General features: G+C 63.7%; 25 protein-coding genes and 1 tRNA gene. 13 read left to right on the top strand and 13 right to left on the bottom strand.

Annotation, left to right across the window (positions count from 1 at the left end):
* Window positions 1-27: 27 nt before the first annotated feature.
* A complete protein-coding gene (locus ACP15O_RS15820; protein WP_425097093.1) occupies window positions 28-2172 on the bottom strand; it encodes a hypothetical protein in 2145 nt (714 codons plus the stop codon).
* Between the two features lie 160 nt (window positions 2173-2332).
* Between ACP15O_RS15820 and ACP15O_RS15815 the strand changes: the two genes are divergently transcribed.
* Window positions 2333-3010, top strand: coding sequence for an SIMPL domain-containing protein (locus ACP15O_RS15815; protein ID WP_425097092.1), 678 nt, complete (start codon window positions 2333-2335; stop codon window positions 3008-3010).
* 47 nt (window positions 3011-3057) lie between these two features.
* On the opposite strand, the gene ACP15O_RS15810 is transcribed toward ACP15O_RS15815, so the two are convergent.
* Entirely contained in the window at window positions 3058-4341 is a 1284-nt protein-coding gene (locus ACP15O_RS15810) for an O-acetylhomoserine aminocarboxypropyltransferase/cysteine synthase family protein (RefSeq protein ID WP_425097091.1), read from the bottom strand.
* A 336-nt stretch (window positions 4342-4677) separates the two neighbouring features.
* Window positions 4678-5682, bottom strand: coding sequence for a hypothetical protein (locus tag ACP15O_RS15805; protein ID WP_425097090.1), 1005 nt, complete (start codon window positions 5680-5682; stop codon window positions 4678-4680).
* 86 nt (window positions 5683-5768) lie between these two features.
* On the opposite strand from ACP15O_RS15805, the gene ACP15O_RS15800 reads away from it, so the two are divergent.
* Window positions 5769-6311 carry a hypothetical protein gene (locus tag ACP15O_RS15800; RefSeq protein WP_425097089.1) on the top strand — a complete coding sequence of 181 codons (543 nt, stop codon included), beginning with the start codon at window positions 5769-5771 and terminating at the stop codon, window positions 6309-6311.
* 261 nt (window positions 6312-6572) lie between these two features.
* On the opposite strand, the gene ACP15O_RS15795 is transcribed toward ACP15O_RS15800, so the two are convergent.
* Window positions 6573-6656, bottom strand: a tRNA-Tyr gene (locus ACP15O_RS15795).
* 135 nt (window positions 6657-6791) lie between these two features.
* Here ACP15O_RS15795 and rlmB point away from each other — a divergent pair.
* Both rlmB and ACP15O_RS15785 read left to right on the top strand, forming a co-directional pair.
* The gene (rlmB, locus tag ACP15O_RS15790) at window positions 6792-7568 is read left to right on the top strand and encodes a 23S rRNA (guanosine(2251)-2'-O)-methyltransferase RlmB (protein ID WP_425097088.1); all 777 of its coding nucleotides are present in this window, start codon (window positions 6792-6794) and stop codon (window positions 7566-7568) included.
* Window positions 7569-7785: 217 nt separating this feature from the next.
* Window positions 7786-8259: a CoA-binding protein gene (locus ACP15O_RS15785; RefSeq protein ID WP_425097087.1), complete on the top strand. Its 474-nt coding sequence runs from the start codon at window positions 7786-7788 to the stop codon at window positions 8257-8259.
* An 83-nt stretch (window positions 8260-8342) separates the two neighbouring features.
* On the opposite strand, the gene ACP15O_RS15780 is transcribed toward ACP15O_RS15785, so the two are convergent.
* The 4 genes from ACP15O_RS15780 to ACP15O_RS15765 all read right to left on the bottom strand — a co-directional run bounded on the left by ACP15O_RS15780 (window position 8343) and on the right by ACP15O_RS15765 (window position 10235).
* Window positions 8343-8630 carry a Dabb family protein gene (locus ACP15O_RS15780; protein WP_425097085.1) on the bottom strand — a complete coding sequence of 96 codons (288 nt, stop codon included), beginning with the start codon at window positions 8628-8630 and terminating at the stop codon, window positions 8343-8345.
* Window positions 8627-8935, bottom strand: a complete 309-nt coding sequence (locus ACP15O_RS15775) for a phosphoribosyl-ATP diphosphatase (protein ID WP_425097083.1) — start codon at window positions 8933-8935, stop codon at window positions 8627-8629. The genes ACP15O_RS15780 and ACP15O_RS15775 overlap by 4 nt, the downstream gene beginning before the upstream one ends.
* A complete protein-coding gene (hisF, locus tag ACP15O_RS15770) occupies window positions 8932-9711 on the bottom strand; it encodes an imidazole glycerol phosphate synthase subunit HisF (RefSeq protein WP_425097082.1) in 780 nt (259 codons plus the stop codon). Before hisF ends, ACP15O_RS15775 begins: the two co-directional genes overlap by 4 nt.
* A 62-nt stretch (window positions 9712-9773) precedes the next feature.
* Window positions 9774-10235 (bottom strand): DUF2867 domain-containing protein, encoded by a 462-nt coding sequence (locus ACP15O_RS15765; protein WP_425097081.1) that lies wholly within the window; start codon window positions 10233-10235, stop codon window positions 9774-9776.
* 345 nt (window positions 10236-10580) lie between these two features.
* Between ACP15O_RS15765 and ACP15O_RS15760 the strand changes: the two genes are divergently transcribed.
* The 5 genes from ACP15O_RS15760 to ACP15O_RS15740 all read left to right on the top strand — a co-directional run bounded on the left by ACP15O_RS15760 (window position 10581) and on the right by ACP15O_RS15740 (window position 15988).
* Entirely contained in the window at window positions 10581-13028 is a 2448-nt protein-coding gene (locus ACP15O_RS15760; RefSeq protein WP_425097080.1) for a TonB-dependent receptor, read from the top strand.
* 81 nt (window positions 13029-13109) lie between these two features.
* Window positions 13110-13793 carry a Fe2+-dependent dioxygenase gene (locus tag ACP15O_RS15755; RefSeq protein ID WP_425097079.1) on the top strand — a complete coding sequence of 228 codons (684 nt, stop codon included), beginning with the start codon at window positions 13110-13112 and terminating at the stop codon, window positions 13791-13793.
* A 14-nt stretch (window positions 13794-13807) separates the two neighbouring features.
* Window positions 13808-14659, top strand: a complete 852-nt coding sequence (exbB, locus tag ACP15O_RS15750; RefSeq protein WP_425097078.1) for a tonB-system energizer ExbB — start codon at window positions 13808-13810, stop codon at window positions 14657-14659.
* 4 nt (window positions 14660-14663) lie between these two features.
* Complete coding sequence (locus tag ACP15O_RS15745) at window positions 14664-15137, top strand: biopolymer transporter ExbD (RefSeq protein ID WP_425097077.1); 474 nt, start codon at window positions 14664-14666, stop codon at window positions 15135-15137.
* The gene (locus tag ACP15O_RS15740; RefSeq protein ID WP_425097076.1) at window positions 15134-15988 is read left to right on the top strand and encodes an energy transducer TonB; all 855 of its coding nucleotides are present in this window, start codon (window positions 15134-15136) and stop codon (window positions 15986-15988) included. The genes ACP15O_RS15745 and ACP15O_RS15740 overlap by 4 nt, the downstream gene beginning before the upstream one ends.
* Here ACP15O_RS15740 and ACP15O_RS15735 read toward each other — a convergent pair.
* Both ACP15O_RS15735 and hisA read right to left on the bottom strand, forming a co-directional pair.
* Window positions 15975-17060 carry an alpha-hydroxy acid oxidase gene (locus tag ACP15O_RS15735; protein WP_425097075.1) on the bottom strand — a complete coding sequence of 362 codons (1086 nt, stop codon included), beginning with the start codon at window positions 17058-17060 and terminating at the stop codon, window positions 15975-15977. The genes ACP15O_RS15740 and ACP15O_RS15735 overlap by 14 nt on opposite strands.
* A 68-nt stretch (window positions 17061-17128) precedes the next feature.
* Complete coding sequence (hisA, locus tag ACP15O_RS15730) at window positions 17129-17851, bottom strand: 1-(5-phosphoribosyl)-5-[(5-phosphoribosylamino)methylideneamino]imidazole-4-carboxamide isomerase (RefSeq protein ID WP_425097074.1); 723 nt, start codon at window positions 17849-17851, stop codon at window positions 17129-17131.
* A 155-nt stretch (window positions 17852-18006) separates the two neighbouring features.
* Between hisA and ACP15O_RS15725 the strand changes: the two genes are divergently transcribed.
* Window positions 18007-18390, top strand: coding sequence for a DUF2147 domain-containing protein (locus ACP15O_RS15725; protein WP_425097073.1), 384 nt, complete (start codon window positions 18007-18009; stop codon window positions 18388-18390).
* A 107-nt stretch (window positions 18391-18497) separates the two neighbouring features.
* The gene (locus ACP15O_RS15720; RefSeq protein ID WP_425097072.1) at window positions 18498-18884 is read left to right on the top strand and encodes a DUF2147 domain-containing protein; all 387 of its coding nucleotides are present in this window, start codon (window positions 18498-18500) and stop codon (window positions 18882-18884) included.
* Here ACP15O_RS15720 and hisH read toward each other — a convergent pair.
* Together hisH and hisB are read right to left on the bottom strand one after the other, a co-directional pair.
* Window positions 18881-19519 (bottom strand): imidazole glycerol phosphate synthase subunit HisH, encoded by a 639-nt coding sequence (hisH, locus tag ACP15O_RS15715; protein ID WP_425097071.1) that lies wholly within the window; start codon window positions 19517-19519, stop codon window positions 18881-18883. The genes ACP15O_RS15720 and hisH overlap by 4 nt on opposite strands.
* Window positions 19520-20107, bottom strand: a complete 588-nt coding sequence (hisB, locus tag ACP15O_RS15710) for an imidazoleglycerol-phosphate dehydratase HisB (protein ID WP_425097070.1) — start codon at window positions 20105-20107, stop codon at window positions 19520-19522. It abuts the gene before it with no gap.
* A 149-nt stretch (window positions 20108-20256) separates the two neighbouring features.
* Between hisB and ACP15O_RS15705 the strand changes: the two genes are divergently transcribed.
* The gene (locus ACP15O_RS15705; RefSeq protein ID WP_425097069.1) at window positions 20257-22092 is read left to right on the top strand and encodes a hypothetical protein; all 1836 of its coding nucleotides are present in this window, start codon (window positions 20257-20259) and stop codon (window positions 22090-22092) included.
* A 2-nt stretch (window positions 22093-22094) separates the two neighbouring features.
* On the opposite strand, the gene ACP15O_RS15700 is transcribed toward ACP15O_RS15705, so the two are convergent.
* Window positions 22095-22559, bottom strand: a complete 465-nt coding sequence (locus ACP15O_RS15700) for an Lrp/AsnC family transcriptional regulator (RefSeq protein ID WP_425097068.1) — start codon at window positions 22557-22559, stop codon at window positions 22095-22097.
* A 124-nt stretch (window positions 22560-22683) separates the two neighbouring features.
* Between ACP15O_RS15700 and putA the strand changes: the two genes are divergently transcribed.
* The gene (putA, locus tag ACP15O_RS15695) at window positions 22684-26190 is read left to right on the top strand and encodes a bifunctional proline dehydrogenase/L-glutamate gamma-semialdehyde dehydrogenase PutA (RefSeq protein WP_425097067.1); all 3507 of its coding nucleotides are present in this window, start codon (window positions 22684-22686) and stop codon (window positions 26188-26190) included.
* The last annotated feature ends 90 nt before the right edge of the window (window positions 26191-26280 follow it).

The raw sequence follows: 26280 nt of genomic DNA, 5'->3' as shown, positions 1-26280 counted from the left end.
GTTAACAAACCCTCAATGCCCATTCATTCAGCCGCGCGGCATTTTCAGCACCACATTGCGCCCGTTTTTGACGTAGCGCAGTTCGGTATCGCTGATTGCGGCCACTTTGCCGCCGTCAATGCGGTCTCCGATTTTAACCTTTTTATAACGTCCGGTGGATAGACGTACCAAAGCGCGCCGATCCGAGGGTTTGCCATAAACGCCAATCAAATTCACCTGGCGCAGGTTCAGCGCGTTCTTGACCGTGGCCTGCCGGGCCACCGACGCAGAGGAAGGGATAGACGGGGCCACAGCCGCCGTGCGGGTTTCGACCTGCGTGCGATCGGTGTTCTTTACGATCTTGCTGAAGCCAGAGGGGCGGGGCCTGGGTTTCAGTGAGAGCGCGACAGCCTGTGCGGTCGGGGTTTCGTCTTCCTCGGCCTTCTGCTTGTCGGTTTGAGGGCGCAATTTGGGACGCAGGGCTGCCAGCTCGGATCGGGTTCGCCCGCCAAGTTGCTCGCGCTCGACGTTTTCTTGCAGGTTGCCGGGTCTGACGCGTGGGCGCCGTTCTGCCAGCCGGGTAATTTCCTGGGTGCCGGGCGTGTTGTCAAAACGCGTTGGGGTTTGCGGTGGCAAAAGCGGCGGTTTGCCCGCGAAAATTAGCACGCCATCGGGGCTGATTGCGCCCTCTGGCGTGGCGCGGACCAGGCCGCGCGCGTCAAAGTCATAGCTGGTGCCGGCGGCCACCGGGTTCAGGCGCTCGTTCGGAGGATGATCGTGCTGGACACCGATATCGGGCAGGGCAATCGCATCCACCGTGCTGACTGTCGGATCGACCGAGGCCAGATACAGGTCTGCATCGGCTTGCGCTGCGGGGGCTGCGGGCTGGGCGGGCGCGATCTGCCAGATTCCGGTGGTGATATAGTGCTGCTCGGCGGCCTTCGGGGACAGGGGGGCGGGCGTGTCGGGCAGCAAAACCGGATCGGTTTGGGCAACTGCGTTTTCCCCTTCGGAGACGTCACCGGCGGGTTCGACATCGGCTGCCTCGGCCAGCTCTTCGGCGGTTGCCTCGTTGGTGGGCGCGGGTTGCTGCGCGATCACCTGTTCTGTGTCTCGGCCCAGCAGACCCGCCAGCCCATCCGGACTGATCAAAGACGCAGTTGCCGCCATAATAGCAAGGAAAAGCAACAGGATAGCGGTCAGAATTAAACCCAGATGCTTGGGCTTGCCGCCGATCACAATGGGTTCTCTGAGGGGCTTTTTCTGCGATTTCCCCAAAGGCGCACGGGCGCTTTTTTGGGGGGCGGGCTTCGGAGTGTCGGCGGCTGCGGGCTTAAGCGGTGCTGTTTGGGGCGCGGCGATTGGGGCAGCCAGATTCAGCTTGCGGGCAGGTGGCTTTGCCGCAGGCTGATCGTCGGATTTTCCGGCAGCTGGGCCCGTGCCCAGAGGTTTTGTCTGGGGGGCGCCGGGCTGCGCTGATGTAGGCGCGCGATGGGCCCGCACACTGGCAAAGGTGACGGGGGGGGCGTCCGGGCCCGGCTCGGGCGGCAGGACGGTGCTTTTTGTTTCGGGCGGCGCAGGGGGCTCTTCATTCGCCAGAATCAGGGGCTCTGGAGGCGGGGCAGGCGCGGGCGCGGGAATGTCTGCCTGGCCGATCACATGAATCGGCTGCAAATCGCGCGTCACATTCGCGGTGTTGTCCAGCAGGCTCTTGGCCGATTTCGTCACCCCGAAAAACGGCTCGCCGGCAAAGGTGGCTGGTTCGGGCTGCGCGACGAAGCTGACCGGGGCAAAACCGTGCTCGTTGGCGAAGGCCTCGGCCTCGGCCAGAGTGTCGCGCGCGACGGCAGCCAGGTACAATTGCCCGTCATCCATCGCCCAGTCGAACCGCAGCTCGGAAACCGCATAGGGCGTGGCACCGTCCAGGGCGCGGGCGGCCTCGTCTTCGGCTTCGGCTTCGGTTCTGGCGGCCGAGGGGACCGTCATGAACCTGATCTGATCGTTCGGGATCACCAGTTTGGTGCGCAGCGGGGCCGGGTCAATACGCTGCGCTGCGGCGCGCAAATCGGCCATCTGCGCCGCCAGATCCTGAGAATCGAACCCGACAGCCCCCACCAACAGCCAGCCCGACGGCGCGCGTTGCAGCAGCCGGAGGCCTTCGGAGGAAAAGGTCAGGGCGAAATTGGGTTTCATACGATTTGCAATACCATTCCGTGCGGCCCTGCGGGAGTCCCGCACCGTTTGGCGCGCAGGTTATAGCAGCTTCCCGCCGAGTGGAAGGAAAACAAATATGTGATTGTTGTCGCAGGGGGAATTTCCGCCATTCTGGAACGGTAACGAAAAGGAGTTTTCGATGAAACGCATTGCTTTGATGATTGCCTTAATGGGGGCCGCGCTGCCGGCCATGGCCGACGAAATACAGCGTCAGATCACCGTTACCGGAGAGGGCACGGTGCAGATGGCGCCGGATATGGCGGTGATTTCGCTGGGGGTGACGCATCAGGATAAGGACGCGGCGCGGGCGATGGCGCGGGCCTCGGGGGCGGCGGCGGATGTGCTGGAGCGGCTGTCCACGATGGGCATTGCGGCGCGCGATGTGCAGACCAGCAGCGTGACCCTGTCGCCGATCTACACCCGGCGCAAGGATGCCGGACCGATGGAGATCGAGGGCTTCCGCGCGGGGCTGTCGATGTCCGTGCGGGTGCGTGATTTGCCGAAACTGGGCGCGGTTCTGGGGGCGGTGGTGCAGGATGGGGCGAACCAGTTCTCGGGGCTGCAATTCGCGCTGTCACAGCCACAAGAGGCCCAGGATGCCGCGCGCAAAGACGCGGTGGCGGATGCGCTGCGCAAGGCGGGGCTTTATGCCCAGGCCGCCGGGGCCAGCCTGGGCGATGTGCTGCAAATCTCGGAGAACGGGGGATATAGCGCGCCCAAAATGCGGATGGCGGCGGATATGGCCGAGTCCGTCCCAATCGCCGAAGGCGAGCTGAACATCAGCCAGTCCGTGACCCTGGTGATTGAGCTGAAGTAACCTGTGAACGGCGCGGGGGTGGCCTCGCGCCGTTCAGTTTCAATGACTTAGCGCGGCAGTGCGGCGTCCAGATCGCGGATCAGATCCTCGGCGTTTTCAATCCCGATGGAAATCCGCACCACATTGGGGCCAGCGCCTGCGGCGATCTGCTGCTGCTCGGTCAGCTGGCGGTGCGTGGTCGAGGCCGGGTGGATGATCAACGAGCGCGTATCGCCCAGGTTGGCCACATGGCTGAACAGCTCTAGCTTGCCGACCAGTTCGACACAGGCGTCATAGCCGCCCTTGAGCGCAACAGTGAACAGACCGCCGGTGCCTTTGGGGAACAACGCCTTGGCACGGTCATAATAGGGCGAGCTTTCCAGACCGGCGTAGGTCACGGCCTCGATCCGGTCGTCGTTTTCCAGCCATTGCGCGATTTTCAGCGCGTTTTCGCAGTGGCGCTCCATCCGCAGGGACAGGGTTTCGATGCCCATCAGCGTGTAATGGGCCGCCTGCGGGTTCAGGGTCATGCCCAGATCGCGCAGACCAATGGCAATCCCGTGGAAGGTAAAGGCCAGCGGGCCGAAGGTCTCGTGGAATTTCAGGCCGTGATAGGCGGGCTCGGGCTGCGACAGCGAGGGGAATTTATCGCTGGCGGACCAGTCGAACCGGCCGCTGTCCACCACAACGCCGCCCGTCACGGTGCCGTTGCCCGTCAGGTATTTCGTCATGGAATGGACGACCAGCGTGGCGCCATGGGCGATCGGATTACACAGGTACGGCGTGGCGCTGGTGTTATCGACGATCAGCGGCAGGCCGGCGTCGCTGGCCACCTGCGCGGCGGCGGGCAGATCGGTGACATAGCCGCCGGGGTTGGCGACGGATTCGCAGAACACGGCGCGGGTGTCTTCGTCGATGGCGGCGGCGACGGCCTCCATGTCCTCGAAATCGACGAACTTGGCGGACCAGCCGAAGCGCTTGATGGTCTGGCTGAATTGCGTGATCGAGCCGCCATAGAGACGCGTGGACACCACCACATTGCGCCCCGGAGCCATCAGCGGGAACAGAGCCATGATCTGCGCCGCATGGCCGGACGAGCAGCACACCGCGCCCACGCCGCCCTCAAGCGTGGCGATGCGTTCTTGCAGGACGGCCACGGTGGGGTTGGTCAGGCGCGAATAGATATAGCCGACCTCTTGGAGGTTAAACAGCGCGGCGGCGTGATCGGCGTCGCGAAACACATAGGCCGTGGTCTGGTAAATCGGGGTCTGACGCGCGCCGGTGGCCGGATCGGGCCGGGCGCCTGCGTGGATGGACAGCGTGTCAAAACCGTAGCTGGGGGCGTCTGTCATGGGGTCTCCTCCTGAAAAGCAATTCGTTTGTTGCACTATTGCCGACTTGGATAGGGCATCTCAGAATAAGCGACAATCGCAAAGCGACGGCGAGGGGGATTTGATGCGCTCGGCCTTTCATCGGGCAGTCAACGTCCGGAACCTGCAAGGGCACGGGAATTTCATGCTGCGCTGCTGGGCGCAACCGAGGGGCGCAGCGCCAAAACCTGGGTGGAGTTCGGGATCCCGCCTTCGGTTCGAGGGGGGGGCGACTGGGACGGGGTGTTTGCGCCCTGAGCGCCGGGCGGCGTGGCGAGCGGTGGAAGTGAGTATTTAAAGAGCAAAGAAGCGGGCGGGTCAGCGCATCCAGAAGCCGTTGGCTTTGATGATTTTGCGGATGCCCTGTTCGCGGCGGGGCAGGTTTTCCTGGTCAAAGAGCGCGCGGGTTTTGGCGCCGCGGCCGTGGTAGACCATGAATTTGATCGGGTCGTATTGTTTGAGCACCTTTTTGATGTGGTGAGGGGCGGCGGCCTGTTCGAGGATCTGGATCACGCGGTCGTTTTCGCGGGCGTAGAGCAGGGGGAAGAGCCGGTAGTGGCAGGTGATCTGGTCATCCAGCAGGCCGGTGGGCAGGGTGTTGCGCCCGCCGCCGAAGCTGTGGATCACCAGGGGCAGGGCGATCTGATCGAGCCAGGGCCAGAGCGGCTGGCAGACCAGTTCGGGCGGGGCGTTATCGCGGATCTGTGTGGCGTAATCCAGGTAGCGTTCGCCGAATGCGCGGGGGCATTTGTAGAAGAACCAGCCCGCGTTGAAATAGAGATAGCGGCGCCAGTATTCATCGGGCTGGCTGAGGTCCAGCGAGCTTTCGAAATCCAGGCCGAACTTATCGTAGAGCGATTTCCAGGTGTCGGTGTAGCCGGGGCCGTAAAGCTCGATTTTGGGCCAGGTGCCTTCGACCTGCTGAGAGGCGGTGGGGCGGTTGAAATCGAAGGGCACGCGGGCCAGATCGTCCAGCACCAGCGTGTCGGTGTCGAAAAAGACGAAGGGTTCGCCTTCGGGCATGGCCAGCAGGGCCTGGATTTTGTTGGCGTTGGGGTAGCCTTCGCCGAATTCGGGGGTGGCAAAGGGGATGATTTCGGCCCCCAGTTCCTGAAGCAGGGCGATCACGGCCTTGTTGCGCAGGGTAGGGGCGCTGGACCAGAGCGGGCCGTCCTGCGGTGTGGCCACGATCAGGCGGCCGGCGAAATCGGGGTTGGTCAGCCGCAATGAGGCGGCGAACAGGACGGCCTCGTATTGCAGGCGGTTGGCCTGGCCGATGATCACGATATTGAATGCTTGGCTTTTTGCCGTCTCAGAGGTCATACTCGAACCTGCCCGCCATTTATGTGGCCCCGTTTTGGGGCAGTATGGGGCATAAGAACCTGATTTGAAAGAAAAGGAATTGTCAAATGCTGGACATGATTTTGTTCGTGATCGCGGCGGCGACCGGAGGAATGCAGAGCAGCGGTTCGGAAAGGGCGGCGATTTCGGCGCCGAAGGTACAGGCTGTCGTAACGGGGGGCGCCCCGGAAACGGCCTCGGCAACGGTCTCGGAGCCTGCGCAGGCTGCGCCGGTGGCCGAGGATCAGACCCCGACCGGCAAATTCACCACCGCGACCGAGGTCAAACCGATCCTGGCCGCCACCAAATCGCAATGGATTGCTGTGCGGGAATATGACGGTCAGGACATTATTTACTTTACGCAGCTCCTGTCCTGGCGCTGCGGGCTGAGCGGCATTCGTTACTCGGTGAACGGAGGCCCGATGCAGCCCTATCCGATGCCGCCCTGCCACATGGATATGGCCGCGCCCAACGCCCTGCTGGGCAACGAGGCGATGCCGATCATGGGGTTGCCGCCCAAATCCGTGCAGACCGTGGATGTCGAGGTGTTCTTGGATGACACCAGCGTCGATTTCGCTAGCTATCAGCGCAATCAGGTGTTGATCCCCTGACTGCCTCGGGCTTAGCCGGCGGGGCGAAGCGGGCTCAAATGTCCGATCAGTTGCTGTGAAAGCGCGTTGTAGCCTTTGGCGGCAGGATGCAGCCCGTCGCTGGCCCAGCCGCTCTGCCCGGCGTCATAGCCCTGCGGCACGGGCAGGACAGTACAACGGGGAAAACGTCAGCCATAGGGTACGCGCGACGGAACGATACGAGCGGATGATTTGACCTGATCCTTCAGGTGCTTAGCGAGCTTTGATGTAGAAAAGGAAGAATGGTGGGCGACCCTGGAATCGAACCAGGCATGAGTCTCCTCGGCGGAGTTACAGTCCGCTGCCGCACCTTGCAGCCCGTCGCCCGTGTCTGCGGCATTGCCTCAGAACGTGGGGGGGTGATTACAAGCGTCGCGCAGGGGCGTCAACAGGAAAATTCCTTGCAGATGCCGGTTAGGAGGCGCATTAACGCGCGCAACGCAATTCATGGGGATCAGCGCGATGAAAAAGCCCAAATGGGTCGTCGAAAAAGAGCAGGCAAAGAAGGCCTCGGCGGCGGAAACCGTGTGGATGTTCGGCCTGCACGCGGTGCGCGATGCGCTGATGAACCCGAACCGGCAGAAATTGCGCCTGGTGGTCACAAAAAACGCGCAGGACAAGCTGGCCGAGGCGATTACCGCCAGCGGGATGACGCCCGAAGTGGTGGATCCGCGCAAATTCAACGTGCCGATTGATTCCAATTCGGTGCATCAGGGGGCCGCGCTGGAGGTCAAGCCGCTGGATTGGGGGCGCTTGCAGGATGTCTGCGTGGGCAAACCGGGGCTGGCACCGCGTGTGGTGCTGCTGGACCGGGTGACCGACCCGCATAACGTGGGCGCGATTCTGCGCTCGGCCGAGGTGTTCGGCGCCTGTGCGGTGATCGGCACGCGGCATCATTCGGCGCCCGAAACCGGGGCTTTGGCGAAAACCGCCAGCGGCGCGCTGGAGCGTCAGCCCTATCTGCGGATTCGCAATCTGGCCGATGGGATCGAGGCGTTGCAGCAGATGGGCTATATCGTGCTGGGCCTGGCCGGCGAGGCCGAGCAGACGATCGAGACCGCGCTGGAGGGCAAGACCGACCGCCCCGTCGCGCTGGTGCTGGGGGCCGAGGGGCCGGGGCTGCGCCAGAAAACCCGCGAGACCTGCGATGCGCTGGTGCGGATTGATTTCGCGGGGGGGTTTGGCTCGCTCAATGTGTCGAACGCGGCGGCAGTCGCGCTTTATGCGGCGCGGGGCTAGGGAATCGGGGCGCTGTTAACGCGTTGTTCACAGGTTCTTTACACACTCTTCCATAGCGATCATGCGATCCTACATGAGTATCAGAGCCGCGGGGACGGAACCCTCGCGCTTCATTCACTGTCCCTCGTTCCGCGACTGGCACCTCGGGCTGACCCCGAGGTGCTTTTTTATGCGCCGATGGCTAGGCAGAAGGCCCGCGGCAGGCTAACGCTAAGGCATGAGCGAACAGTATACCGATGATCATCTGAAAACGATTCTGAAGCGCACGCGGCGGGTGGCCGTTGTGGGCGTGTCGATGAACGCGGTGCGCCCGTCTTATTACGTGGCGCGCTATCTGGGGCTGAAGGGCTATACGGTTATTCCGGTCAATCCCGGCCATGCGGGTAAAACGCTGTTCGGTCAGACCGTGCGCGCCAGCCTGTCCGACATTGAGGGCGGGGTGGATATGGTGGATATTTTTCGCCGCTCGGAGGCGGTGCCGCCCATCGTGGACGAGGCGCTGGAGGCCTTTCCCGAGCTACAGACGATCTGGATGCAGATCGGGGTAGAGCACCCCGAGGCCGCCGCTAAAGCCCGCGCGCGCGGGGTGGATGTGATCATGAACCGCTGCCCGAAGATCGAGTATCAGCGTCTGTTCGGTGAACTGCGTATGGGCGGGTTCGCGACCGGGGTGATTTCGTCGAAGCTGTGAGGAGGGGGCCAGCCCCCGCCGTTGAAGCTCTGCGATCTTCAACGGCTCCCCCGGAGTATTTTTGTCAAAAAGAAGCGGCGGGCTCAGGTGAGGAAATCGGCGGAGATGCGCAGATCCCGAAGGGGGCGGACGATCTGGATGGAGCGTTCGTAGAGCGGGTGGGCCTTGAAGGCGGCCAGGGCGGTTTCGTCCTTGAATTCGGCGTAGACGATGAAATCCACCTGCGGGCCGGGGATTGGATCGGTGTTCAGATTGCGGCCGATTTCAAAGTGGGATGCGTGGGGGATGCCCGAGAGCAGCGAGAGCCCGTCATAGACCGTTTCGCGGTCTTTGGGATCGCGGGCCGAGAAGAACACCACGTGGCGGATCATGTGCGGGCGGCTTTTTCTGCGAGGCCCGAGGTGCCCTGGCGGCGGGCCAGTTCGGCCATCACGTCCGACAGGGGCACATCGCGCGATTGCAGCATCACCAGCAGGTGAAAGAGCACGTCGGCGGCCTCGGAGGTGAGGCGGGTTTTGTCGCCTTTGGTGGCCTCGATGATGGCTTCGATGGCTTCTTCGCCGAATTTCTCGGCGCATTTTTCGGGGCCTTTGGCCAGCAGTTTGGCGGTCCAGCTGGTATCTGGGTCGGCCGCGGCGCGGGCGGCGATGGTTTGGGCCAGGTCGTCGAGTGTCATTCGATCCTCATGGGGATGCCCGCGGCGGCCATGTGGTCTTTGGCTTCGCGGATGGTGTAGTCGCCGAAATGGAAGATCGAGGCGGCCAGCACGGCGCTGGCGCCGCCCTTGGTGACGCCCTCGACCAGGTGATCCAGGGTGCCGACCCCGCCCGAGGCGATCACGGGGATGTCCACCGCATCGGAAATGGCGCGGGTCAGCGGCAGGTTGAACCCGGCGCGGGTGCCGTCGCGATCCATCGAGGTCAGCAGGATTTCCCCGGCGCCTTTTTCAGCGACCAGAATGGCGAATTCCACGGCGTCGATGCCGGTGGGTTTGCGGCCGCCGTGGGTGAAAATCTCCCATCGGGTGCCGTTGCCGTCTGCGTCGGTTTCCACGGTTTTGGCGTCGATGGCGACCACGATACACTGGCTGCCGAACTGATCGGCGGCCTGGGCCACGACATCGGGGTTGGCGACGGCGGCGGAGTTGAAGCTGACCTTATCGGCCCCCGCCAGCAGCAGGTTGCGCACGTCCTGCACGGTGCGGACGCCGCCGCCCACGGTCAGGGGGACGTAGCATTGCTCGGCCGTGCGCTGGACCACATCGAACATGGTGCCGCGGTTTTCATGGGTGGCGTGGATGTCCAGAAAACAGATTTCATCCGCACCGGCGGCGTCATAGGCCTTGGCCGATTCCACCGGGTCGCCGGCATCCACCAGATCGACGAAATTCACGCCCTTCACGACGCGCCCATCGGCGACGTCCAGGCAAGGGATGATACGGGTTTTCAGCATCGGGGCCTCTTGCGACTACGTGCCAGCGGTTTAGGCCAGATCGGCCCTGTGTGCAACGCAGCTTAGGCAGGGGCGGGGGCAGCCTGTGCGATCCGGCCGACGGCCTGGCGCGACAGCAGGACATGAAAGGGCATCACCGCCAGCAGATAGGCCCGGCCCAGCAGATTATTGCGGTGCACCCAGGTGGCCATATGAATCTGCCCCTGCGCGCGCATCACCGCAATCCGGAAATTCAGATGCGAGTCGTCCAGGCCGAAGTTCAGCTCGTCTTCGGTTTCAAAGGTCAGCGGGAACATGTGGTCCTGACCGTCGCTCAGCTCGGTTTTCAGGCCCAGGGGCGCGACGATCCGGTTGCGCAGTTCCAGCAGCGTCTGAGACCATCGGGGCATTGTCATTGCCACCTGCGCGGCAGTGTGGACATCCAGCGGGCTGGTGCAGCTGTAGCAGTCGATGAAGTCTCCGGTTTGGAAATGCTGCCACAGATGGGCGTGGGCGGGCAGGCGGGTTTTGCGGACATGGGTCATTGGCAGGCCGTTGGGGTTCTTGGGGTTGGAGTTAGGAAGGCTTACGGGTGTCTGAACTAAACGATGCAGTTCAGTTTTGAGCAAGGGGCAGGTTGCCGCAGCCCGCACATGCCCCGATCCGAGGCATATCCGGTGGGTTCTTGGCAGGACGTTAACAAAACAACGAAAAATGAGCGGGCCGAGGCGCGTCAGGGCTTTCAGGGCTTTACTATACTAAATGACTCAACTACCCAGACGCCACGTCGCGACTCGCCATTCAGAATCTCTCATTCAAGACAGCCAAAGCGCCTCGATGGATCACGCATTCGCGCGGTCTGCGTAAAGTCAAAGAATGAGGGAACGGAAATGCGCACTCTTGGAACGGGGCCCTTTACGGCCACGAACGGACGGTCTGTCCGAAAATCTACATTGTTCGGGGCGTCGCTGACGGCGGCCTGTTTTGCCGGTCAGGCCTATGGTCAGGACGCCGGCGTTATCGAATTGCCCACCGTCGAAGTGGAAACCACCGAGGTTCAGGCCCCTGCACCGGTCGCGCCGCGCCGGGTGTCGAACAACACTGGCCGGGCTGCGGCTGCTCCGCAGGTCTGTACGCCCGAGCTGGCCGGAACGCCGGTTTGCGCCGAACAGGAGGCCGCCGAACGCGCCGCCGCCGAGGCCGAGGCTCAGGCTCGTGCCGGGACCAACCCCAACGCGGACCCGAACGCGCCGTTCAAGGCCGATCGTCTGACCAACTCGAAACTGCCGGGCAAGGTGCTGGACACCCCCCGGACCGTGACCGCGATCACGCAGGAAACGATTGAAACCAAGGGCACCACCTCGATCCGGCAGCTGGCGCGCAACACGCCCGGCATCTCGCTGGGCTTTGGTGAGGGTGGGAACTCTTACGGCGACAACATCTATATCCGCGGCTTCAAGGCCAATAACGACGTCTATGTCGATGGTGTGCGCGATCCGGGGATTTCGATCCACGAAACCTTTGCCACCGAGCAGGTCGAAGTGATCAAGGGCCCGGCCGGCACCGTGGGCGGGCGTGGCACCACCGGCGGCGCGCTGAACATCGCGTCCAAGAAGCCCCAGGATGTGGATTTCTTCGAAACCTCGACCAAGATCACCAGCGCGGGCACCGCACGCCAGAGCTTTGATTTCAACTGGGGTGAAAATGAAAAGGTGCAGTTCCGTCTGAACGGGATGTTGCAGGACGGTGAAATCGCCGGCCGCGAAGACCTGAAGGACGACCGCGCGGGCGTGGCCGGTTCGGTGCGCTATAAGCTGTCCCCGAATGTCACGCTGGAGGGCGACTACACCTACACCAAGATCGAGCAGACCCCCGACTGGGGCGTGCCCTTCATCGTCTATGAAGACGCAGGTCTCGCCGGTCCGGTCACCGATTATGGCGTGGATCGCGATACGTTTTACGGCATCGCGGATCGCGATTTCCAAAGCGTCGAGCAGCATGTGGCGACGGGCCGCCTGATCTGGGAAATCTCGCCCACGATGAAGCTGACCAACACGCTGCGCGGCTCGCATTCGATCAATGATTACATCCTGACCGCGCCCAGCCAGATTGCCGACAATGGCTCGACGAATCCCGATGACTGGACCGTCGATCTGAGCTTCAAGAGCCGCTACCAGGAAACCGACGTGCTGTCGAACGATCTGGAACTGACCGGCGTGTCGCACTGGGCCGGGGCCAAGCATACCTGGATTGTCGGGGTCAGCCTGTCGCGCGAGGACGTGAAATACACCGGCTACGATAACCTGATTTCCGAGGATTACCTGCCCGAGGATGGCGGGCGCCCCGATCCGTGCACCGTGACGGCGGTGAACCCCGATCCCTCTGCCTGCTGGGCCGGCACCACGCCCACGCTGAATGACAGCTGGACCGAAACCCGCGTGGATACCAAATCCATCTACGCGCTGGATACGGTCGAGCTGTCCCGGCAATGGACGGTCGCGGGCGGTCTGCGGATTGATCACTATGACATCGAGCGCACCGGCACCGACCGTGCGGGGGATGCCTATGCGTTGTCGCGCAGTGACACCATGCTGAACGGCAGCCTGTCTGTGACCTACAAACCCTCGGACAAGCTGCGGATTTACGGTGCTGCGGCGACCTCGACCAACCCGATGGGGCAGGAGATCGCCTCGGGCGGCGGCTACTACGGCGGTCTGGACACCAATGGTGAAGGGCTCAAGCCCGAGCAGAACCTGTCGCTGGAACTGGGCGCCAAGTACGAGCTGAACAACCACCTGCTGCTGACCGCCGCACTGTTCCAGACCACCAAGGACAACGCCCGCGAGGATGTGGGCCGTGGTGCCGACGCCGTGACCTCGGACACGCTGAAATACCGTGTGCGCGGGATCGAGCTGGGCGTCGCCGGTAAGGTGAATGACCGTGTGGGCCTGTTTGGTGGGGCCGTGTTCTCGGACAGTGAGATCCTGGACAGCGCGACCGCCGATTATATCGGGGAATCGCTGCCCACCATCACGCATAAGCAGTTCAACCTGCTGGTCACCTATGATGTCAGTGACGATCTGATGCTGGGTCTGCAGACGAATTTTGTTGGGAAACGTGATCTGGGCTCGACCGTGCCGAACGGCAATGTTCTGCCCTCGCACTGGACCTTCGATCTGGTCGGATCCTACGCGATCAACAAGGCCACGTCGGTCCGGTTCGGCATCGATAACATCACCGACAAGACCTACTACGACACCGCCTACCGCTCGGGTGAGCCGTTCACCTATGTGGGGCCGGGTCGTGAAATCTGGGCCTCGCTGGACATGAAGTTCTAAGCCCCGGTTTGCACTTTCCCTCGGTTGGGGGCGGCAATCATGCGCGCCGCCCCCGGCCACTTCTCAGATCAGGAGCGCAGCATGCTCATCACCATCCCCGAACTGTTCAGCAAGGACGAGGTCAAATCCATTCGCACCCGTCTGGACGCGGCCGATTGGGAGGACGGCAAAAACACCGCCGGCGCCCAGTCCCTGCAAGTCAAACGCAACCGTCAGCTGCCCGCCACGGGCCAGGATGCGCAGGAGCTGGGGCAACTGATCCTGCAACGTCTGTCGCAAAACCCGCTGTTCCTGTCGGCCGCCTTGCCGCTGCGGATTTTGCCGCCGATGTTCAACCGCTACGAGGACGGCGAGACCTTTGGCATCCATGTGGACAATGCCATTCGCACCAATCCGTTCAACGGCGAATACATCCGCACCGATCTGTCGATGACGGTCTTTTTCTCAGAGCCCGATGAATATGACGGCGGCGCGCTGCTGGTCGAGGACCACTATGGCACCCAAGAGGTGAAACTGCCCGCAGGGGACATGGTGCTCTATCCCTCGACCTCGCTGCACGAGGTGGTGCCAGTGACGCGCGGGGCGCGGGTGTCCTCGTTTTTCTGGCTGCAAAGCATGGTGCGCTCGAACGAGCAGCGCACCATCCTGTTCGAGCTGGACCAGACCATCCAGACGCTGGCCACGCGCTTTGGCGCCGAGGATGACGAAGTCGTCCGCCTGACCGGCATTTACCACAACATGATCCGCCAATGGACCGAGGTATGATGATGCGTAACGCTATGACCGCACTTGCAATTTTTCTGGCAGCCCCCGCTATGGCGCAGGATGTCAGCCTGACCGATCAGGCCAGCGCGCTGATTTCCGACAGTCAGGCCACCGTGGGCGCATGGCTGGCCGAGGCCGGGCACGATCACATGTCGCCCGTCGGGATGTACCTGGCCGCCGATATCGTGGTGAAGGCCGTGATGATCTCGCTGGCTGTTGCCTCGGTTCTGGTCTGGGCGGTGTTCATCGCCAAGCTGGTCTCGCTAAGCGCGGCCAAGCGCCGGGTCCGGCGCAATTACAAACGTCTGGACAGGGCTGGCTCGCTGGAGGCGGGGCAGGGGCTGTTCGCCAAACGGCGCGGGGTGGTCGGCGCCATGGTGCGCGCCGCGCTGGCCGAGCGTGAACGCTCGGGCCAGAGCCATGCCGCAGGGATCAAGGAACGCAGCGAAAGCGCCCTGTCGCGGATCGAGGCCGGCGCGGCGCGCAGTGCCGGGCGCGGCACGGCGTTGCTGGCGATCACCGGGTCCACCGCGCCCTTTGTCGGCCTGTTCGGCACGGTCTGGGGGATCATGAACAGCTTTATCTCGATTGCGGAAACCAACACCACGAACCTGGCTGTCGTGGCCCCTGGGATCGCCGAGGCGCTGCTGGCCACGGCCATCGGGCTGGTGGCGGCGATTCCGGCGGTGATCTTCTATAACCTGCTGGTGCGGGGGATCGGCGGCTATCGGATCATGCTGACGGATGCCGCCGCGCTGGTGCAGCGCACATTGTCGCGCGATCTGGATCGGGAAAACGCGGATCAGGGCAGCCCGGCCGACGCCTCCGAAAGCGACCCGCTGCCTCTTGCAGCGGCGGCGGAGTGATCCGATGGGAGCGCGACTGGGTTCGGACAGCGGGGACGATCTGGCGGAAAACGCCGAGATCAACATCACCCCTTTCATTGACGTCATGCTGGTGCTGCTGATCATCTTTATGGTGGCCGCGCCGCTATCGACGGTGGATATTCCGGTGGAATTGCCCGTGGCCGTGGCCGAGGCGCCGCAGCGGCCCTCAGAGCCGGTGTTCATCACCCTGGCCGAGGATCTGACGCTTTCTGTCGGAGAGGCGCAAACCGATCTGAGCGGGCTGATTTTGGAGGTCGGGATCGCCACCCAGCTGAACCGCGAGGAACGCCTGTATATTCGCGCGGACAAATCCGTCCCCTATGGCGAGCTGATCGCCGTGATGAACGTGCTGCGCGCCGAAGGCTATCTGAAGGTCGGGCTGGTGGGGCTGGACGAGGCCGCCGCGGCCCCCGAAGCCAGCCCCGAAGCCAACCCCGCGCCGGAGCCGCAGCAATGAGCCTGGCCTATCGCGAAGGTGCCGGGCTGTGGCCGATCGCGGCGCTGTCGGTGGTGCTCAGCGCGGGGGCGCATGTCGGGCTGCCTGCCGCCTGGATGGCCCGCGCGCCGCAGGCGCAGCCGGAAACGCGCCCGGTGGAATCGGGCATTCAGGGCGCGATCATGTTCGATCTGTCCGACATCATCGCCGCCCCCTCCGAAGCCGGTGAGGACAGCGTTGAAATGGCCGCCTCGGACGAGGCCCCTACCGTCACCGAAAGCCCCGAGGCCGTGGACCCGGCCAAGGCTGCGGACGAGCCGATCCTGAATCAGACCCCCTATGACGTCACCGATGACGAGCTGAAATTCGGGATCGCCAGCCCGGACCCGGCCGAGGAAACGCAGGACGAGGCGCATGAGGCAGCCTCGGAATTTGTCGAGGAACAGGTCGATCAGCCATCCGCGCTGGGGGCGACGGCGGCGGATGCCTCGCAGGCGTCGGTGTCGGGCGTGGATGTGCAGGCGCAGGCGGATAAGGCTCAGGCCAGCAGCGAGGGCCTGACGGCGGACGAGCTGCAAGAGATTTCCGAATGGCAGAAATCGGTGGTGCTGCGCATCGCAAAAGCCAAGAAATACCCCAGCCAGGCCCGTAAAAAAGGCATCGAAGGCGAGGTGCGTGTGCGCTTTACGATTGACCGATACGGCGCAATCCTGGCGCGCGAAATTCAGCAAAGCTCGGGCAATCGGGTGCTGGATCAGGCGGCGCTGAGCGTGTTCGACCAGTTGGAGAAACTGCCCACCCCGCCGCAGCATCTGAGCGGGGACGAGTTCACGCTGATGATCCCGCTGAACTACTCGATCAAGAAGACATGAAGGGCGCGCGGACCGTCTGTCCGGTGATCTGATCGAGGCGCGCACAGCCGGTCAGGGCCATGGTGATCTCCAGCTCGTCGCGCAGCAGGCGCAGCACGTGGCTGACGCCCTGAGCCCCGGCCACGGCCAGACCATGCGCAACGGGGCGGCCCACCAGAACGGCGCTTGCGCCCAGGGCCAGCGCGCGGAACACATCGGCGCCGCGGCGCAGCCCGCCATCCATCAGCACCGGATGCCCGCCGGCGGCGCGCACCACTGAGGGCAGGGCGGAAATGGCAGAGGGCGCGCCATCCAGAACGCGCCCGCCGTGGTTGGAAACGATGACGCCCGCCGCGCCTGCCTGAATGGCATTCCGGGCGTCCTGCGGTGTCAAAATCCCCTTAAGCAGCACCGGCAGCGGGGCGTTTTCGCACAGCCAGGCGATGTCCTCCCAGCGGGGCAGCACATGGGCGACACGGTCAAACAGGGCCGATTCCGTCTCGGTAAGGGGGGCAAAGGAAGGGGAGGGCAGATCGTGCAGATTGACCGCGCTCAGACCGTCGGGCAGCTGGAACCGGGTTTCGATTTCGGCGTCCCGAATGCCGCTGACGGGCGCGTCCACGGTCAGCACCAGCGCCTCGAAACCGGCCTGCGCAGCGCGAGAGGCCAGCGTCAGCGTCGCCGCGCGGCTGCCCATCCAATACAGCTGAAACCAGCGACAGGCATCACCGGCTGCACGGACCTCGGCCATGGGCTGCGCGGCCTGCGCGCTAAGCACCATGCCGGCCTCTTGGGCGGTGGCGGCGGCGGCGGTTCCGGCCTCGCCCTGAGGATGCAGAAGCGTCTGATAGGCCATCGGAGCCACCAGAATGGGATGCGCCAGCGTGCGGCCCAGCAGCTGCACCCGCGTATGGCCGCCGCGCAGATCGCGCAGCACCGAGGGCACAATCTGGACCGCGTTCAGATCATCCCGGTTGCGCTGCATCGTGTGCCCGGCCCCCGCGCCGCGCAGGAAATAGGCGGCGATGGCGGGGGGCAGGGCCTGTTCGGCCCGCGTTTCATATTGGGCCAGGGTGGGGGGCAGATCGGTCATGTCAGTTCGCTTTTCAGAGCGAGACCATAGGCTGGATACCGAAGCTGTCTGGCGGGTCTCTGGGGGGATCAGGCTTTGAGCAGGGCCAGCGCCTCGGCCAGATCAATCGCGCCATCGTATAGGGCGCGGCCCGAAATGGCACCGTTCAGCGGCGCGCCGCAGGATTTGAGGGCGCGCAGATCCTCCAGCGAGGACACCCCGCCCGAGGCAATCACCGGGATCGACACGGCATTGGCCAGGGCTGCGGTTTCGGCCACGTTGGGGCCCTGCATCGCGCCGTCGCGGTTGATGTCGGTGTAGATGATGGCGGCCACGCCCGCGTCCTCGAAGGATTTGGCCAGATCGGTGGCGGTGACGTTGGTGTCCTCGGCCCAGCCCTTGGTGGCGACCATGCCGCCGCGTGCGTCAATGCCCACGGCGACGTGACCGGGGAATTCGCGGCAGGCCTGGCGCACCAGATCGGGGTTTTCGACAGCCACCGTGCCCAGAATGACGCGTTGCAGCCCCTTGGACAGCCAGCGCTCGATCGTGGCCATGTCGCGGATGCCGCCGCCCAGCTGGGCCGGCACTTTGGTCTGGGCCAGGATTTCCTCGACGGGTTGCGCATTCACGGGCTCGCCTGCGAAAGCGCCGTTCAGATCGACCAGATGCAACCATTCGCAGCCAGCGTTCACGAACTCCAGCGCCTGGGCGGCGGGGTTTTCGTTGAAAACGGTGGCCTGCTCCATCTCGCCTTTGTACAGGCGCACGGCATTGCCGTCCTTCAGGTCAATCGCGGGATAGAGGATCATGGTCCGGGCCTTTCTGTGACTATGCTGCGCGCGGTTTTGCACGGGTGGCGGGGAATTGCAACTTTCTGCCGCCGGTTGGGGGCTTCCGTCATGTCAGGCTTGATCGGAATCGCCTGGGCGGGTCAGGATCGGGGCACATTCAGGGAGGTAATCTGATGAAAACGCTTGTTCTGGCCGCTGCGGCCTCGGTTCTGATGGCGGGGGCGGCGCTGGCCGATCCGGTCGAGGGGATCTGGAAAACTCAGGTGGATGATGGCGCCTATGCCCATGTGACCATCTCTAAATGCGGCGCGGCGATCTGCGGCGTGATCTCGCGGACGTTCAATGCCAGCGGGGAATACAGCTCGCCCAATATCGGGAAAAAGCTGGTCTGGGACATGCAGCCCAAGGGCGGCGGGGCCTATCGCGACGGCAAGATCTGGCAGCCGTCCAAGGATAAGGTCTATAGCTCAAAGATGGACATGTCTGGAAATGCGCTGAAGGTGAAGGGCTGCATCGGCCCGATTTGCAAGAAACAGACCTGGAGCCGCGTGAAATAAAGGCATCAGCGCCCCTGCGCCGGGGGAAACGGCTTTGTGATAGCTGGCCGTTACAGTCGATGTGTTAGGATGGGCGCCGTAGGACAGTTCAAAGGGTATCTTGGGTCATGCGGCGTCTTTTTTATGCGGTTTTGTTTATGGGGCTGGCGGGAACGCTGCGGGCCGATCCTCTGGAGGGGCTGTGGCTGACAAAGCCCGACGCCAAGGGGCAGGTGGCGCATGTCAGGGCCGAACCCTGCGCCGGAGCGCTGTGCGGCACGATCATCCGGGCCTTCGATCGCAGCGGCGCGCCGGTGATTACCCCCAATGTGGGGCGGCGGATCTTCTGGGATGTGCGCCCGCAGCCGGATGGGTCTTATGCGGGGACGGGATGGCTGCCGCTGCGCGATCTGACGTTCAAGGCCAGGTTGCGGCTGGCGCAGAACACCCTGACCGTCAGCGGCTGCATCGGGCCGATCTGCCAGAACCAGACCTGGACGCGAGTGGTGGATTAAGGCGCCCAGTTCAGGAAGTTCGCGATCATGTGCAGGCCGGTTTTCTGGCTTTTCTCTGGGTGGAATTGCATCCCCACCAGATTGTCGCGCCCGACGATGGCGGTGATCTGCCCGGCATAGTCCACATGCGCCAGCAGATGCGCGGGATTGGCCACCTTGAAGTGATAGGAATGCACGAAATAGGCGTGATTGCCTGTCTCGATCCCGTCGAACACCGGATGGTCCGTGTCGATCACCAGATCGTTCCAGCCCATATGGGGCACTTTCAGGCTGTCATCAGAGGGTGTGATCTTGTCCACGTCCCCGCCGATCCAGTCAAACCCAGGCGTTTCGGTATATTCCAGCCCGCGGGTGGCCAGCATCTGCATCCCGATGCAAATCCCCAGGAAGGGCTTGCCCTGACGGATCACCACCTCTTCCATTGCCTCGAACACACCGCGATGATCGAACAGGGCGGCGCGGCACGCAGGAAACGCCCCGTCACCGGGCAGCACGATGCGATCGGCGCGGCGGATCAGCTCGGGGTCCGAGGTGACGATCACCTCGCCCGCGCCGGTCTCATTTGCCATGCGTTGGAATGCCTTCTCGGCCGAGTGCAGGTTCCCGCTCTCGTAATCCACAATGACCGTGGTCATTTACAGCGCCCCCTTGGTGGAAGGAATGGCATCGGCCTTGCGCGGGTCGGTTTCCACGGCCAGACGCAGGGCGCGGGCCACGGATTTGAACGCCGCCTCGGCCACGTGGTGGGCATTGAACCCGTGCAACTGATCCACATGCAGGGTGATCCCGCCATGGGTGCTGAAAGCCTGAAAGAATTCGCGCACCAATTCGGTGTCAAACGTGCCGATCTTGGGGGCGGTAAAGTCCACGTTCCAGATCAGATAGGGCCGCGCCGACAGATCCAGCGCGCAGCGCACCTGAGCGTCATCCATCGGCAGGTGACATTCGCCATAGCGCCGGATGCCCTTTTTATCGCCCAAAGCCTGCGCCAGGGCCTGCCCCAGGGCAATGCCGGTATCCTCGACCGTGTGGTGATCGTCGATGTGGTAATCGCCCTGCGCGCGGATGGTGAAATCAATCAGCGAGTGGCGCGCCAGCTGGTCCAGCATGTGGTCAAAAAAGCCCACGCCGGTCTGGTTGTCATAGGCTCCGGTGCCATCCAGATTCACCGTGACACGGATGTCTGTCTCGGCGGTTTTGCGGGTGATCGTGGCTGTGCGCATGTCGCTCTCCAAGTCTGTCGCGGCTCTTATAGGCTGGGCGCGGCGCGTTTCCAAGATGGCAAAGCGGCGGTTAATCCTTGGTGAGGCGCCCCGGATACGCTAGCTTACGGCGAAGATATTTTTCAATTTCGTGTTTCTTGAGGGTCGCTATGGGGATTTTGCGCGTATTGGCGGTTTTGGCCGCATTCGGAACGGTTGGTTGCACCCAGGCGGGGAAAGTCCATCGTACCGGAGCGCCGCAGGACCAGGCCTGCCAGCAGGGCGACATTGATCTGGGTAAACGCAACAAAGAAGGGCGCGCCGATCTGCGCGCGCGGGTGCGGTGCAGCTATCAGGGGCATGTTCTGCCCGCGCCCGATCCCAGGGATGCGCCCAAAGGCTGGACCGATCTGGCCAACGAGGCCAGCCGCTCTCTGACCGAGCCGGACCGCTACGATCTGGCCTTTGTCGAACTGGCCGCCGGGCAGCACGAGGTCACCACCGGGCAGATGCAGGCCCTGCGCGCGCAGCTAAAGGCCAAGGGGCGCGCGGGCTTGCAGAATGTGGTGGTGACTTATGTGCACGGCTGGCGGCACGATGCGGCAGTGCGGGACGCGGATGTGCTGAAGCTGCGGATGGTGCTGGGCTATACCCGCGCCGCGCTGAATTCGCGCTGTATCGAGCGGGGGGATTACTGCAATGCCTCTTTGACGGGGGTGTTCGTGGGCTGGCGCGGCCGGTCCTTCAACGAGCCGGTCCTGTCGATTGAGGGCGGCATGAATCCCTTTGCCATCGGGGCTATTCCAACGGTCTGGGACCGCAAGGACGCCAGCACGCGGCTGGGGCAGGGGGCGGGCTCGGCCCTGGATTGGGTGTTGCGGGGCGTGCAGGGGCCGCTGCATTTGATGCCGGGCAATGCCAAGGCCGATAAGATGCTGGTCTTTGCCCATTCCTTTGGCGGCAACATGATGACCAACCTGATGCGCGGCTATGCAGAGCAGGCCATTGATAATCACCCGATGCGCAGGAACGGCGCGCGGATGGATCCGTTGATCGGGGATCTGGTGGTGTTGCTGAATCCGGCCACGCAGGCCCAGAACTGGACCGCGATCCAGCGGCAAGAACGCCGCCACGCGGGGCTGAGCGACGATCAGCATCAGGTGGTCGCGGGGTATTACAATCAGGACCGCGATTTTCAGCGCAAGCTGGCCAAATGGCAGAACATGTATCCCAGCGATCAGCGGCCGATCTATATCTCGATGACCTCGACGCCCAAATGGCACGGGATCGAAACCCGCGGGCGCCGGCCGCGTAGCGATTTTGCGACGGGCACGCTGTTTCCTCTGGCGCGGCGGGTCGCTGGCTTTGAGGGGCGCGAACAATACCGCACCATCGGCCATCTGAACCCGCTCTATACCCGCACGCAGAAGGAAACGGATGCCGAGGGCGTCTATCCGCGTGAACGTCTGGCCGGGCCTCCGGTGGGGGCGTCGCATGAATTCAGCGTCAATCAGGGGATCGGGCGGCACCCGTCCTATGCGGACAGCATGATCCCCGATGCGTCCTGGTGCACCGACGCCAGCGGCTGGCTGACCCAGGCGCGGCAATACCAGGTGGACAAGCACTTGCAGTCCGGCACGCGCAGTCAGGATGGCTATTGGGATTACGGCCTGGATGAACGATTCAAGGCGATCCCCAACGTGGCGGCCGGGCGCAATCCGGCCTCGGTTCAGTGGCGGCACTCGCTATGGCTGCCGTATCAGAAGAACCGGATTTCCGTGGCCTCGTCCCGCAGCCCGTTCTGGAATGTGCGCGCGCTGGATACCGCGATCAAGGATCACCACGGCTGGGTCAGCTATCCGATGTGGTGCGCGATCAACCAACTGGTGCTGGATGACGTGACTGCCCGCAGACCGGGCGCGGCGGTGCGCGAAACCCTGGAGGCGCAGCAGGCCTTCGAAGCCGAGGTAGACGCGCATAAACGCACGATCGGCGACGTAGAGTAGGTTCAGAACGCGTTATCTTTGACCGATTGCATCGACACATGGGTCGAGGTGGCGCCCACATGAGGCAGGGCTGAAATCACCTCGCCCAGCACGCGCCGGTAGCTCTGGATGTCTTTCGTGCGGATTTTCAGCAGGTAATCGAACGAGCCCGCGATCATGTGGCATTGCTCGATTTCGGGGACGTTCAGAACGGCGGTGTTAAAGGCACCGAGAGCTTTTTCCGTGGTGTCGGTCAGCTTGACCTCTGCAAAGGCGACATGTTCCAGCCCCAGTTTCTCGGCGTTCAGAACGGCGCGAAACCCCTGAATGTAACGCTCATCCTGAAGCCGTTTCAATCGTACCTGGCAGGGGCTTTTGGACAGGCCCACCTGCCGCGCCAATTCCGTCACCGGAATGCGCCCCTGCGTGGACAGGACTTGTAGAATGCGCCGGTCTATGCGGTCCAGATCGTCGGTATAATCGGTCATTTCTTTATCATAGGTCCGTATATTTGTGGTTTTTCGGGAAGTATGGCCTTTGATTTCGGATATACAGGAAAACCGACCTGCGCGCATCTGCTATTCTGGCCGCAGTCCAGAGAAAGAGCGCACCATGGCCGATTTGCCCCCGAACCACACTTCTGATCTGACCGTTTTGCGCAGCGCCCTGCGCGCGGCCCATCACCGCCCCGAGGCCGAGGTTCTGGCCGATTTGACGGCGGAATGCGCGCCGGCGGCCTCGATGCGTCAAAGCGGGTTTGCCCGCGCCGTGGATTTCGTCCGCCGCATTCGCTCGGGCAATGAGGTGGGGCTGATGGAGGTCTTCTTGTCCGAATACGGGCTGTCCACCAAAGAGGGTATCGCCCTGATGTGTCTGGCCGAGGCGCTGCTGCGCGTGCCGGACCGCGAAACCATTGATGAGCTGATCGAGGATAAGATCGCCCCCTCGGAATGGGGGGCGCATCTGGGGAAATCCTCGTCCTCGTTGGTGAATGCCTCGACTTGGGCGCTGATGCTGACGGGCAAGGTGCTGAAAGAGGACGAAACGCCGGGGATTGCTGCCACGCTGCACGGCGCGATCAAACGCCTGGGCGAGCCGGTGATCCGGTCCGCCGTGGCGCGCGCGATGAAGGAACTGGGCCAGCAATTCGTGCTGGGCCAGGACATTGACGAAGCGATCAAACGCGGCAGGGCGCGGGCCAAGCAGGGCTATACTTTCTCCTATGACATGCTGGGCGAGGCCGCGCTGACCGCCCGTGACGCGGCCAAGTATCACGCGGCCTATCTGGCTGCGATCAAACGCCTGGGCAAGGAAGCCCGCGCACAGGATATTCGCGACAATCCCGGTATCTCGATCAAGCTGTCGGCCCTGCATCCGCGCTATGAGCTGGGGCAGCACGACCGGGTGATGACAGAACTGACCGCCGCAACGCTGGAGCTGGCTCTGGCGGCCAAACAGGCCAATATGGGTCTGAACATCGACGCGGAAGAGGCCGACCGGCTGGACCTGTCGCTGGATGTCATTCAGGCGGTTCTGTCCGATCCGCGTCTGGCGGGCTGGGACGGTTTTGGCGTGGTGGTGCAGGCCTATGGCAAACGCGCGCCCTATGCGCTGGACTGGCTCTATGCCCTGGCGCAGCGGCTGGATCGCAAAATCATGGTGCGGCTGGTCAAGGGCGCCTATTGGGATTCGGAAATCAAGCGCGCTCAGGTAGAGGGGCTGGAAGTCTTTCCCGTCTACACGCGCAAACAGGCGACGGATGTGGCCTATCTGTGCTGCGCGGCCAAGCTGCTGAGGATGACAGACAGGATCTATCCGCAATTTGCCACGCATAACGCGCATTCGGTGGCCACGATCCTGCAAATGGCCAATGGGCAGCCGTTTGAATTCCAGCGCCTGCATGGCATGGGCGAGGGGCTGCATGACATCGTGAAACAGGATGCGGGCACGCGCTGCCGCATCTATGCGCCGGTGGGGGCGCATCGCGATTTGCTGGCCTATCTGGTGCGGCGGCTGTTGGAAAACGGGGCGAACTCGTCCTTTGTGAATCAGATCGTGGACGAAGATGTGGCGCCCGCAGAGGTGGTGGCCGACCCGTTCGAGGCGTTGCAGGCGCTGGGCGGCCAGCCGGGGCCGGGGGTTCTGGCCCCCGGTGATCTGTTCGCGCCCGAGCGCCGCAATGCTTGCGGCTGGGATCTGCATGATGCCCTCGATCTGGAGCGGGTTCAGGCAGCGCGTGCGCGGTTTGCTACTTATCATTGGCAGGGCGGGGCGCTGATGGTCTCGCCCTCGGAAACGGGGGCAGCGCGGGCGGTGATCAACCCGGCGCTGCCGCAAGATACCGTCGGTCAGCTGCGCGAGGCCACCCCGGCCGAGGCCGCGCAGGCTCTGGCCGATGCTGCCCCATGGGACGCGCCCGTTGCGCGCCGCGCCGGTATCCTGAACACGGCGGCGGATCTATATGAGGCGCATTTCGGCGAGCTGTTCGCCCTATTGGCGCGCGAGGCCGGCAAAACCCCCAATGACGCGATTTCCGAACTGCGCGAGGCGGTGGATTTCCTGCGCTATTATGCGGCTCAGGCCGCCGGGCTGGAGGCTCCGGCCTGTGGGGTGTTCACCTGTATTTCGCCGTGGAATTTCCCGCTGGCGATTTTCACCGGGCAGATTGCGGCCGCGTTGGCGGCGGGCAATGCGGTGCTGGCCAAACCGGCCGAGGCCACCAGCCTGATTGCCCATCGCGCCACGCAACTGCTGCATCAGGCAGGAGTGCCACTGACGGCGCTGCAACTGCTGCCAGGGCAGGGCGCAGAGCTGGGCCCGGTGCTGACCGGCAGCGCGCGGGTGAATGGCGTGTGCTTTACCGGCTCGACGGCTACGGCGCAGCGGATTCAGCGTGCCATGGCCAGCGGCACGCCCTCGGAGGCGGTGCTGATTGCGGAAACCGGCGGGCTGAACGCGATGATCGTGGACAGCACCGCGCTGCCCGAACAGGCGGTGCGCGACATCGTGGCCTCGGCGTTTCAGTCGGCGGGGCAGCGGTGCTCGGCCCTGCGCTGCCTGTATATCCAAGAGGACATCGCAGGCACGCTGCTGCCGATGCTGTTTGGCGCGATGGACGAGCTGGCGATGGGCAATCCGTGGGATCTGGCAACCGATGTCGGCCCGGTGATCGACGCGCGCGCGCAGGCGGATTTTACCGATTATATCGCCCAGGCCCGCGCCCGCGGAGACGTTCTGAAACAGCTGGACGCCCCGACGGCTGGCCATTTCATCGCCCCCACCGTGATCCGCGTGGACGGAATCGCCGCGCTGGAGCGCGAGATTTTCGGCCCCGTGCTGCATGTGGCCACGTTCAAGGCCAGCCAGATTGACGCGGTGGTGGATGCGGTGAATGCCACCGGATATGGGCTGACTTTTGGTCTGCATACGCGGATCGACAGCCGGGTCGAGCAGGTCTGCGCCAGAATCCGGGTGGGCAATCTCTATGTGAACCGAAACCAGATCGGTGCGATCGTCGGCTCTCAGCCTTTCGGCGGCGAGGGGCTGTCCGGCACCGGCCCCAAGGCGGGCGGTCCGGCCTATCTGCCCCGGTTCACCCGGCCTGTGCGTGTGGCTCATCCTCTGGTGGCCGGGGCGTCCCTGACGCAAGATCGCGTGAACGCTGCGCTAAGCGGGCTGGCAGAGGAGGCTCCGGTCCGGCTAAGCGCGCAGGATCTGCCCGGCCCCACAGGGGAATCCAACCGGCTGTCGGTTTTTGGGCGCGGGCTGGTGCTGTGCCTGGGGCCCTCGGCGGATGACGCGGCCCAGCAAGTGCGGATCGCGCGCGAAAACGGCTGCCCGGCGCTGGCGATTGCCCCCGGCGTGCCTGCCGCGATGGGGCTGAACGGGGTGCTGCCGCGCGCGCTGCTGGCGCATCTGCCGGGGCTGGCGCTGGTGGCGCTATGGTCTGAGGACGAGGATGTCGCGCAGGCCCGGCAGGCTCTGGCCGCGCGCCAGGGGGCGCTGGTTGGGCTGAGCACCGGGCAGGATCTGGCCGCGCGCTGCCGGCTGGAGCGTCACATCTGTATCGACACCACGGCCGCGGGCGGCAATGCGCAGCTGCTGGCGGCAAGCGGTTGATCTTTGCGATTCTGGAACCGCCGGACAGCAGGCGAAGCAGCGCGAAACGCTAGGGCTGGGCCCGGATATGGGCCCGTGCGATACCGTGGA

The organism is Youngimonas ophiurae (nom. illeg.) (assembly GCF_049803795.1).
Classification (GTDB): Bacteria; Pseudomonadota; Alphaproteobacteria; order Rhodobacterales; family Rhodobacteraceae; genus Thalassobius.
Note: the sequence above shows the minus strand (reverse complement) of the source record. Positions and strands in the feature narration are given on the sequence as shown.

What these genes read in the sequence shown, in the direction of transcription:
- ACP15O_RS15755 (WP_425097079.1), top strand. Translation starts at nt 13,110, where the DNA reads ATGCTCATCACCATCCCCGAACTGTTCAGCAAGGACGAGGTCAAATCC.
- ACP15O_RS15705 (WP_425097069.1), top strand. Translation starts at nt 20,257, where the DNA reads ATGGGGATTTTGCGCGTATTGGCGGTTTTGGCCGCATTCGGAACGGTT.
- exbB (WP_425097078.1), top strand. Translation starts at nt 13,808, where the DNA reads ATGACCGCACTTGCAATTTTTCTGGCAGCCCCCGCTATGGCGCAGGAT.
- ACP15O_RS15805 (WP_425097090.1), bottom strand. Translation starts at nt 5,682, where the DNA reads ATGACCTCTGAGACGGCAAAAAGCCAAGCATTCAATATCGTGATCATC.
- ACP15O_RS15765 (WP_425097081.1), bottom strand. Translation starts at nt 10,235, where the DNA reads ATGACCCATGTCCGCAAAACCCGCCTGCCCGCCCACGCCCATCTGTGG.
- ACP15O_RS15810 (WP_425097091.1), bottom strand. Translation starts at nt 4,341, where the DNA reads ATGACAGACGCCCCCAGCTACGGTTTTGACACGCTGTCCATCCACGCA.
- ACP15O_RS15785 (WP_425097087.1), top strand. Translation starts at nt 7,786, where the DNA reads ATGAGCGAACAGTATACCGATGATCATCTGAAAACGATTCTGAAGCGC.
- ACP15O_RS15740 (WP_425097076.1), top strand. Translation starts at nt 15,134, where the DNA reads ATGAGCCTGGCCTATCGCGAAGGTGCCGGGCTGTGGCCGATCGCGGCG.
- ACP15O_RS15735 (WP_425097075.1), bottom strand. Translation starts at nt 17,060, where the DNA reads ATGACCGATCTGCCCCCCACCCTGGCCCAATATGAAACGCGGGCCGAA.
- rlmB (WP_425097088.1), top strand. Translation starts at nt 6,792, where the DNA reads ATGAAAAAGCCCAAATGGGTCGTCGAAAAAGAGCAGGCAAAGAAGGCC.
- hisF (WP_425097082.1), bottom strand. Translation starts at nt 9,711, where the DNA reads ATGCTGAAAACCCGTATCATCCCTTGCCTGGACGTCGCCGATGGGCGC.
- ACP15O_RS15725 (WP_425097073.1), top strand. Translation starts at nt 18,007, where the DNA reads ATGAAAACGCTTGTTCTGGCCGCTGCGGCCTCGGTTCTGATGGCGGGG.
- ACP15O_RS15800 (WP_425097089.1), top strand. Translation starts at nt 5,769, where the DNA reads ATGCTGGACATGATTTTGTTCGTGATCGCGGCGGCGACCGGAGGAATG.
- ACP15O_RS15760 (WP_425097080.1), top strand. Translation starts at nt 10,581, where the DNA reads ATGCGCACTCTTGGAACGGGGCCCTTTACGGCCACGAACGGACGGTCT.
- ACP15O_RS15745 (WP_425097077.1), top strand. Translation starts at nt 14,664, where the DNA reads ATGGGAGCGCGACTGGGTTCGGACAGCGGGGACGATCTGGCGGAAAAC.
- hisH (WP_425097071.1), bottom strand. Translation starts at nt 19,519, where the DNA reads ATGACCACGGTCATTGTGGATTACGAGAGCGGGAACCTGCACTCGGCC.
- ACP15O_RS15700 (WP_425097068.1), bottom strand. Translation starts at nt 22,559, where the DNA reads ATGACCGATTATACCGACGATCTGGACCGCATAGACCGGCGCATTCTA.
- ACP15O_RS15820 (WP_425097093.1), bottom strand. Translation starts at nt 2,172, where the DNA reads ATGAAACCCAATTTCGCCCTGACCTTTTCCTCCGAAGGCCTCCGGCTG.
- hisA (WP_425097074.1), bottom strand. Translation starts at nt 17,851, where the DNA reads ATGATCCTCTATCCCGCGATTGACCTGAAGGACGGCAATGCCGTGCGC.
- ACP15O_RS15720 (WP_425097072.1), top strand. Translation starts at nt 18,498, where the DNA reads ATGCGGCGTCTTTTTTATGCGGTTTTGTTTATGGGGCTGGCGGGAACG.
- putA (WP_425097067.1), top strand. Translation starts at nt 22,684, where the DNA reads ATGGCCGATTTGCCCCCGAACCACACTTCTGATCTGACCGTTTTGCGC.
- ACP15O_RS15775 (WP_425097083.1), bottom strand. Translation starts at nt 8,935, where the DNA reads ATGACACTCGACGACCTGGCCCAAACCATCGCCGCCCGCGCCGCGGCC.
- ACP15O_RS15780 (WP_425097085.1), bottom strand. Translation starts at nt 8,630, where the DNA reads ATGATCCGCCACGTGGTGTTCTTCTCGGCCCGCGATCCCAAAGACCGC.
- hisB (WP_425097070.1), bottom strand. Translation starts at nt 20,107, where the DNA reads ATGCGCACAGCCACGATCACCCGCAAAACCGCCGAGACAGACATCCGT.
- ACP15O_RS15815 (WP_425097092.1), top strand. Translation starts at nt 2,333, where the DNA reads ATGAAACGCATTGCTTTGATGATTGCCTTAATGGGGGCCGCGCTGCCG.